Raw genomic sequence first — 6,551 nt, forward strand, 5'->3', positions numbered from 1 at the left:
ATCCAACCCAGTCGCAGGGACAGCCTTCGGATCGCGGGGGTGGTCACGAACGTCGCGACGAAGCTGGCCGCGAAGACCACGAGGTAAGGGACCACGTCGCGGTGATGGTACCCCCGCGAGCGGGGGCCCATCGCCGCCTCAGCCGGCGTAGACCGGGAACCGCGCCACCAGGTCGCTCACGCGGGCCCGGCAGGCCGAGCCGACGCGCTCGTCGTCCGGGCGGCGAAGCACCTCGCCGAGGATGCCGGCGACCTCCTTCATCTCCGGCTCGTCCATCCCCAGCGTGGCCGGGCCCGGCGTTCCGACCCGTATGCCCGAGGGTCTCGCTGGCGGGGACGGATCGAATGGGATGGCGTTCTTGTTCAGGGCGATGCCGATGCCCTCGCTCGCGGCTTCCGCTTCCGCGCCGCCGATCGACAGCGGCCGGAGGTCGGCCAGGATGAGATGGGAATCGGTCCCCCCCGAGACGATCCGGATCCCCTCGTCGGCCATACCCTCGGCCAGCGCTCGGGCCGAGCGGACGGTCCGCGCCGCGTAGTCGGCGAACTCCGGCGTGGTGGCCTCTCGAAGGGCCACCGCCTTGGCGGCGATGAGGTTCTCGAGCGGGCCCCCCTGCATCATGGGGAACACCGCCCGATCGATGGCCTTGGCGTGCTCCTCGCGGCACACGATGATCGCCCCCCGGGGCCCGCGGAGCGTCTTGTGCGTGGTGAAGGTCACCACGTCGGCATGCGGCACGGGGTTGGGGTAGGCACCCCCGGCCACGAGCCCGATGAAGTGCGACGCGTCGACCCAGAACAGGGCTCCGACCTCGTCGGCGATCCGGCGGAACCCGGCGAAGTCGATCACCCGCGGATACGCCGTGAAACCGGCCAGGATGATCTTCGGCCGATGCTCCAACGCGAGATCCCTGATTCGATCGAGGTCCAGGACCTCGGTCTGTGGATCCACCTCGTAGGGAACGAACGTGAACCACATCCCCGACACGTTCACGGGCGACCCATGGGTCAGGTGCCCGCCGTGCGAGAGCTTCAGGGCCAGGACCTTGTCGTCGGACTGTGGACGGAGGAACGCGCCGAACACGGCCACATTCGCTTGAGCCCCCGCGTGGGGTTGGACGTTCGCATGCTCCGCACCGAACACCTTCTTCGTCCGATCGATGGCCAGCGTCTCGGAGATGTCGACGAACTCGCACCCGCCGTAGTACCGGCGCCCCGGATATCCCTCCGCGTACTTGTTGTTCATCGTGGATGCCATGGCGGCCAGCACGGCCGGGCTCGCGTAATTCTCCGAGGCGATCAGCCTGAGCGTGGTGCGTTCCCGGTTCAACTCGCCCGCGATGGCCGCAGCGATCTCGGGGTCCGTGCGCTGCAGCGCTTCCCACTGGGCCACGAAGCCATCGCGGGTCACAGCTCGCCTCGCTCGATCATCGAGATCTCCTCCAGCCGGCGCACGTGGCGTCCGCCCTCGAACGGAGTGGCCAGCCACAGCTCCATGATCTCCCGGGCCAGCGTGGGGGCCACGATCCGGGCGCCCATCGACAGGACGTTCGCGTCGTTGTGCTGGCGAGACAGCCGGGCCGTGTACAGGTCGTTGCACAGCGCCGCCCGGACGCCCTGCACCTTGTTCGCCGCCATCTGCTCTCCCTGCCCCGAACCCCCGAGCACGATCCCACGCTCGGAACGTCCCTCCGCGACCGCACGAGCCACTTTCACGCAGAACAGGGGGTAGTCCACCGGCTCCTCGGAGTCCGTCCCGAGGTCGGCCACCTCGTGCCCCTGCTCCTTCAGGACCTGCTTCAGCTCTTCCTTGAGGGGGAAGCCGGCGTGGTCCGAGCCGATGGCGATCCGCATCGGCTCAGTCGGCCCGCCTCGAGGCGACGGAGCGCGCGTCGTACAAGGCGCTCGCCAGCCGCTCGCACAAGTCCTCCAGCTCGAAGGCCACGGCCCGGTAGCCCTGGAGGGAGAGCCCCAGAGGATCCATGACGTCCTCGTCCGGGATGCTCGGCGATCCAGCGCGACGGCGGTGGGCATCGGCCGCCGCCGTCCGAAGGCCCCCATCGGAAGGAGTGGTGTCCACCGGGCGCGCGCCGGCGGTCTCCATGAGGCGAACCAGTTCCTTCAACGTGAACGTCCTGGCCTCCGCCTCCGGGACGAGCGCCTGGACGTCCTCGCGATGCTCCGCTGCCATCACGACGATCAGGACGGCGTCTCGGATGTCCTCCGGGCGGAGACGGCGGGCCAAGTGACCCGAGACATCCGCCCCGAGCTCCGCGACCGCCTCCACGGCCTCGGGCATCGCGGGTGCGCCGTCGCGGGCGATGGTGCCCGCGGAGCCCACAGGCGGCGCGCCGTCACCGAGGCGCCGTTCGAGGGCCGAGCGCAGCAGGCCCTCCGCCATCGGGGAGCGACAGATGTTCCCGGTGCATACGAGCAGGACCTGAGCCATGGGATCGAGCCGGAGTCTAGCATCGGCCCTCGGCCCGCAGGCAGGCCGATGCCACGCGTCTCACGACTCGAGCGCCTCGAGGAGGTCGGTCTCATCGAGCGACCCGGTCCGAAGGACGCGGAGCCGCCCATCGGTGGCGTCCACCACGGTCGAGGCGTTCCCCTCGAGCGGCTCGTCCTGGCACAGGTACACGGCCACGCGCGCCCCGAAGGCGCGCGCGAGGCCGTCGCAGTCTCGAGGGGTCGCGTCGCCGGTCTGGTTGGCGCTCGTGACCGCGAGCGGACCGGTGATCGCCAGCACCGCGAGCGCCAGCGGGTGATGCGGGATCCGCAGCCCGATGGTTCGCGCCTCGCTGCCCAGGTTCCAGCGACGACTGGCCTCGGTCCGAGCAAGGACCAAGGTCAACGGACCGGGCCAGAACCTCGCGGCGAGCGCGGCGGCCCGCTCGTCGAATGCCGCGAGCTCGCGAGCCGCGGCCGATGAGGGCACGAGCACCGCGATCGCCAGGTCACGCGGGCGACCCTTGGCATCGAACAGCGAGCCGGTTGCCGCCGGATCGTCGGCTCTGGTCCCGATCCCGTAGACCGTATCCGTCGGGATGACGATGAGCCGCCCGCTCAGCGCGGCGGCGGCGGCGTCACCGACGGGGTCGCTCACCGCACATCTCCCACGATGCCGTCAGCGCTCACGGCCGCCGTCCCACGACGATCCGGTCGCGTCCGGCCAGGTCGGGCACGATCCGCACGTCCTCGAAGAAGCGCTCCACCACCTTCGCCACGTCGGGACCCTGCGCCGCGCCGATCTCGACGGCCAGCGCCCCGCCCCGGCGCAGCCATCCGATTGCCTCGGCGGCCAGCCGCTCGTGGAGACGGGTCCCGCCGACGAGCGCGAGGCGAGGATCCGCTCTGACCTCGGCCGGCAGGTCGTGGTATTCGTCGGCGGTCACGTACGGCGGATTGCTCACCACGAGATCCACCGCTCCGCGGAGCTCGAGCGGCAGCGGCTCGAGCAGATCGCCGAGGAGCACCGCGATGCTCGCCCCGAGGCGCTCCCCGTTCTCCCGCGCGAGCTCGACGGCCTCGGGCGACAGGTCGGTGGCGAAGACGCGGGATCCCGGTCTCTCATCCGCGATGGCCAGGGCCACGGCTCCCGATCCCGTCCCCACGTCCACGACCACCGGCTCCTGTCGTTCACCGAGGCCCTCCAGGGCCACGTCGACCAGCACCTCCGTCTCGGGCCGGGGGATGAACACGCCGGGGCGCACCGTCACCGTGATCCGCCGGAACGCCTGCTCGCCGGTAAGGTGTTGCAGCGGGGTCCCGGCACACCGCTGGCAGAGCGCCCGGCCGAACGTTCGGGCCTCGCTCATTGACAAGCCCTCGCTCCGCGCGTACAGACCGGCCCGGTCTGTCGAGAGGACCGTCATCATGATCGCCTCGGCGGACTCCCGGGCGCCGTCGACGCCGTGCCGCTCCAGGTACGCCGTGGCCCGGGTCAGGACCTCGGACGGTCGCATCGGATCAGCGCCGCCCGTCGCCGCCGAGCTGCTCCGCCCGTTCTGCCGCGAGCAGCGCGTCGACGAATTCGTCGAGGTCCCCATCCAGGACCTCGTGGAGCCTGTGGGCGGTGAGCTTGATCCGATGGTCGGTCACCCGGTTCTCGGCGAAGTTGTAGGTGCGGATCTTCTCGGCCCGTTCCCCCGTCCCCACCTGGGCCCGCCGCACCGCGGCCTCCTTCTGTTGGGCCTCCTCCTGGGCCCGGCGGAGGAGCCGGGCCCGCAGGTACCGCATGGCCTTCTCCCGGTTCTGCAACTGGGACCGCTCTTCCTGAGTCGCCACCACGATCCCGGTCGGGAGGTGGGTGATCCGAACTGCGGAGTCCGTGGTGTTCACGGACTGCCCGCCGGGGCCGGAGGAACGGAACACGTCGATCTTCAGGTCCTCGGGCCGGATCTGGAGGTCGACCTCCTCCGCCTCGGGCAGGACCGCCACCGTGGCCGTGGAGGTGTGTTTGCGGCCGCCGGACTCGGTCACCGGGACGCGCTGGACCCGGTGCACGCCGGATTCGTGCTTCAGCCGTGAGTAGGCGCCCTTCCCCTTGACCTCGAGGACGACCTCTTTGAACCCGCCGAGGTCCGAGGGCGAGGCCGACAGAACCTCGGTCTTCCATCCGTGCCGCTCGGCGAAGTGGCGGTACATCTCGAACAGCTCACCGGCCCATAGGGCCGCCTCCTCCCCGCCGGCGCCGGCTCTGATCTCGACGATCACGTCCCGTTCGTCGTTGGGGTCCTTGGGGACGAGCAGCTGTTCCAGCCGTGCCTGGAGGGACGCCGCCCGGTCCCCGGCGGCCTCGGCCTCTTGCCGAAGGTACGCGGCCATCTCCGAATCCTGCTCCGAAGCGGCCATGACCGCGGCCTCTTCGGCCTGGCGCTTTGCGTCCTTGTATTCGCGGTATGGGCCGACGATCTCCCCGAGCTCGGCGAGGTCCTTCCCCAGCCGGCGCAGGCGGTGGCGATCGGCGGCCACGTCGGGCGAGGCCATCTCCGCAGAGAGCTGGTCGTAGCGCTGCTCGACGTCCGACAGGCGTGATTCGAGATCCATGGACCTCGATTATCCGAAACGGGAGGGGGCGGGCGGGCGCCCGCCCCCTCGTTCAGTCGTCCTCGTCGTCCCAGGCGAGATCGAGGGGGGGGATCTCGGGGAACGTGAGGTCAACCGTCTCGGAGGACGTGAAGAGCTCCTCGGCCTGCCGCTCCGGAGGCGGGCCCTGGGGACCTGGCCCCTTCACCGTCGGCTCGGCCCAGCCGGCCCACGTGTCGGCGATGGGCGCGGGCCGGCCCGGCTCTGCATCCGGGATCTCCCGGACGTCGTCGCCTGAGTCACGGCGCTCGATGGCGTCTTCGAGCTCCTTTGCCACGCCGATCACCCGTTCCTGCATCTGCGACAGCTGCTGGACGAGCTCGTCGCGCCGGGTCGACAGGCCGGCGATCGTCCGGTCGGCCCGCTCCCGGGCTCTTCGAAGGTGCCGCTCTGCCTCGGCTCGGGCTTCCTCCGCCCGGGTCTGCGCATCGAGCCGCACCCGGTCGGCTTCCGCGCGAGCCTCGCGTAGGACCCGGTCCGACTCCTCGCCGGCTTCCCGTCGGATCCGGGCTGCTTCCTGATCGGCCGAGCGAAGCAGCTCGCTCACCCGGCGGGCCAACGTCTCGTAGGGATCGGCCCTGGACGCCTGGGCCTGCACGGCCGAGTCGGCCTCCAGCCGGGCCTCCTGGACCATCGCCGCCATATCCGCCACCTGGATGGCAAGCTGCTCCAGATAGTCGCGAACCTGGTCGGGGTCGTAGCCGCGTCGAGTGGTCACGAATTCGCGGCGGCGGATATGGTCCGGCGTCAGCAGGACGGGGAGATCGAGCTCGGCCGGGGACATGACAGCCTCCTGATCGCTTCGATTCGGGGGACCGCGGGAAAGACTCTAGGGCCATGGGCCGCCGATTCAACGACCTGGCCCGATGTCTGGGCGAAGGCCCCTCAGGCTTCCGTGGCCGGGAGTTGCGCTTCACGGCGCAACACCTCGTTGAACGAGGCGATGGCCACCTCGATCTCCTCCCGGTCCGGAGGCTTCGTCGTGATCTTCTGGAGCCACAGCCCGGGAGCCATCACGGCCCGCATGACCGGTGAACGATCGTGCCGCGCGCCCAGGCGCAGCACCTCGAACGCGAGCCCGGCGATGACGGGGATGGCAAGGATGCGGGACCCGATCCGCCACCAGAGGCCGGGGTTGCCGAAGGCCGCGAACACCAGGATCGCGACCACCATGACGATCAGCAGGAAGTTGGTGCCGCAGCGCGGGTGAAGCGTGGAGTACCGGTCCACGTTCTCGGGGACGAGTGTCTCGTCGTGCTCGTGCGTGGCGATGGTCTTGTGCTCCGCCCCGTGGTATTCGAAGACCCGACGGATCTCCTTCGCCCGCCCGATCAGTACGAGGTATCCCAGGAACAGCGCCACCCGGAACAGTCCCTCCAGCACATTGACCAGGAAGCTTGAGCCGACGCGATGGCCCACCCACCGGAAAGCGATGGCGGGGCCCACGACGAAGATGCCGACGAA

8 protein-coding genes are annotated in these 6,551 nt (G+C 70.3%); all 8 read right to left on the reverse strand.

What is annotated here, in order from left to right; all coding sequences use genetic code 11:
- Positions 1–138: 138 nt before the first annotated feature.
- Positions 139–1,410, reverse strand: coding sequence for a serine hydroxymethyltransferase (gene glyA, locus VGW35_15185; GenBank protein HEV8309004.1), 1,272 nt, complete (start codon positions 1,408–1,410; stop codon positions 139–141).
- Entirely contained in the window at positions 1,407–1,853 is a 447-nt protein-coding gene (rpiB, locus tag VGW35_15190; protein ID HEV8309005.1) for a ribose 5-phosphate isomerase B, read from the reverse strand. Before rpiB ends, glyA begins: the two co-directional genes overlap by 4 nt.
- A gap of 4 nt (positions 1,854–1,857) precedes the next feature.
- On the reverse strand, positions 1,858–2,448 hold the full coding sequence (locus tag VGW35_15195; GenBank protein ID HEV8309006.1) for a hypothetical protein: 591 nt from the start codon (positions 2,446–2,448) through the stop codon (positions 1,858–1,860).
- A 60-nt stretch (positions 2,449–2,508) separates the two neighbouring features.
- The gene (locus tag VGW35_15200) at positions 2,509–3,105 is read right to left on the reverse strand and encodes an L-threonylcarbamoyladenylate synthase (GenBank protein HEV8309007.1); all 597 of its coding nucleotides are present in this window, start codon (positions 3,103–3,105) and stop codon (positions 2,509–2,511) included.
- 28 nt (positions 3,106–3,133) lie between these two features.
- Positions 3,134–3,964, reverse strand: a complete 831-nt coding sequence (prmC, locus tag VGW35_15205) for a peptide chain release factor N(5)-glutamine methyltransferase (protein ID HEV8309008.1) — start codon at positions 3,962–3,964, stop codon at positions 3,134–3,136.
- Positions 3,965–3,968: 4 nt separating this feature from the next.
- Positions 3,969–5,048 carry a peptide chain release factor 1 gene (gene prfA, locus VGW35_15210; protein HEV8309009.1) on the reverse strand — a complete coding sequence of 360 codons (1,080 nt, stop codon included), beginning with the start codon at positions 5,046–5,048 and terminating at the stop codon, positions 3,969–3,971.
- Positions 5,049–5,100: 52 nt separating this feature from the next.
- Positions 5,101–5,871, reverse strand: a complete 771-nt coding sequence (locus VGW35_15215) for a DivIVA domain-containing protein (protein HEV8309010.1) — start codon at positions 5,869–5,871, stop codon at positions 5,101–5,103.
- A gap of 101 nt (positions 5,872–5,972) precedes the next feature.
- On the reverse strand, positions 5,973–6,551 hold a 579-nt coding region (locus VGW35_15220), incomplete at its 5' end, for a DUF1385 domain-containing protein (protein ID HEV8309011.1).

Source organism: Candidatus Methylomirabilota bacterium (assembly GCA_036005065.1).
Taxonomy (GTDB): domain Bacteria; phylum Methylomirabilota; class Methylomirabilia; order Rokubacteriales; family DASRDR01; genus DASYQW01.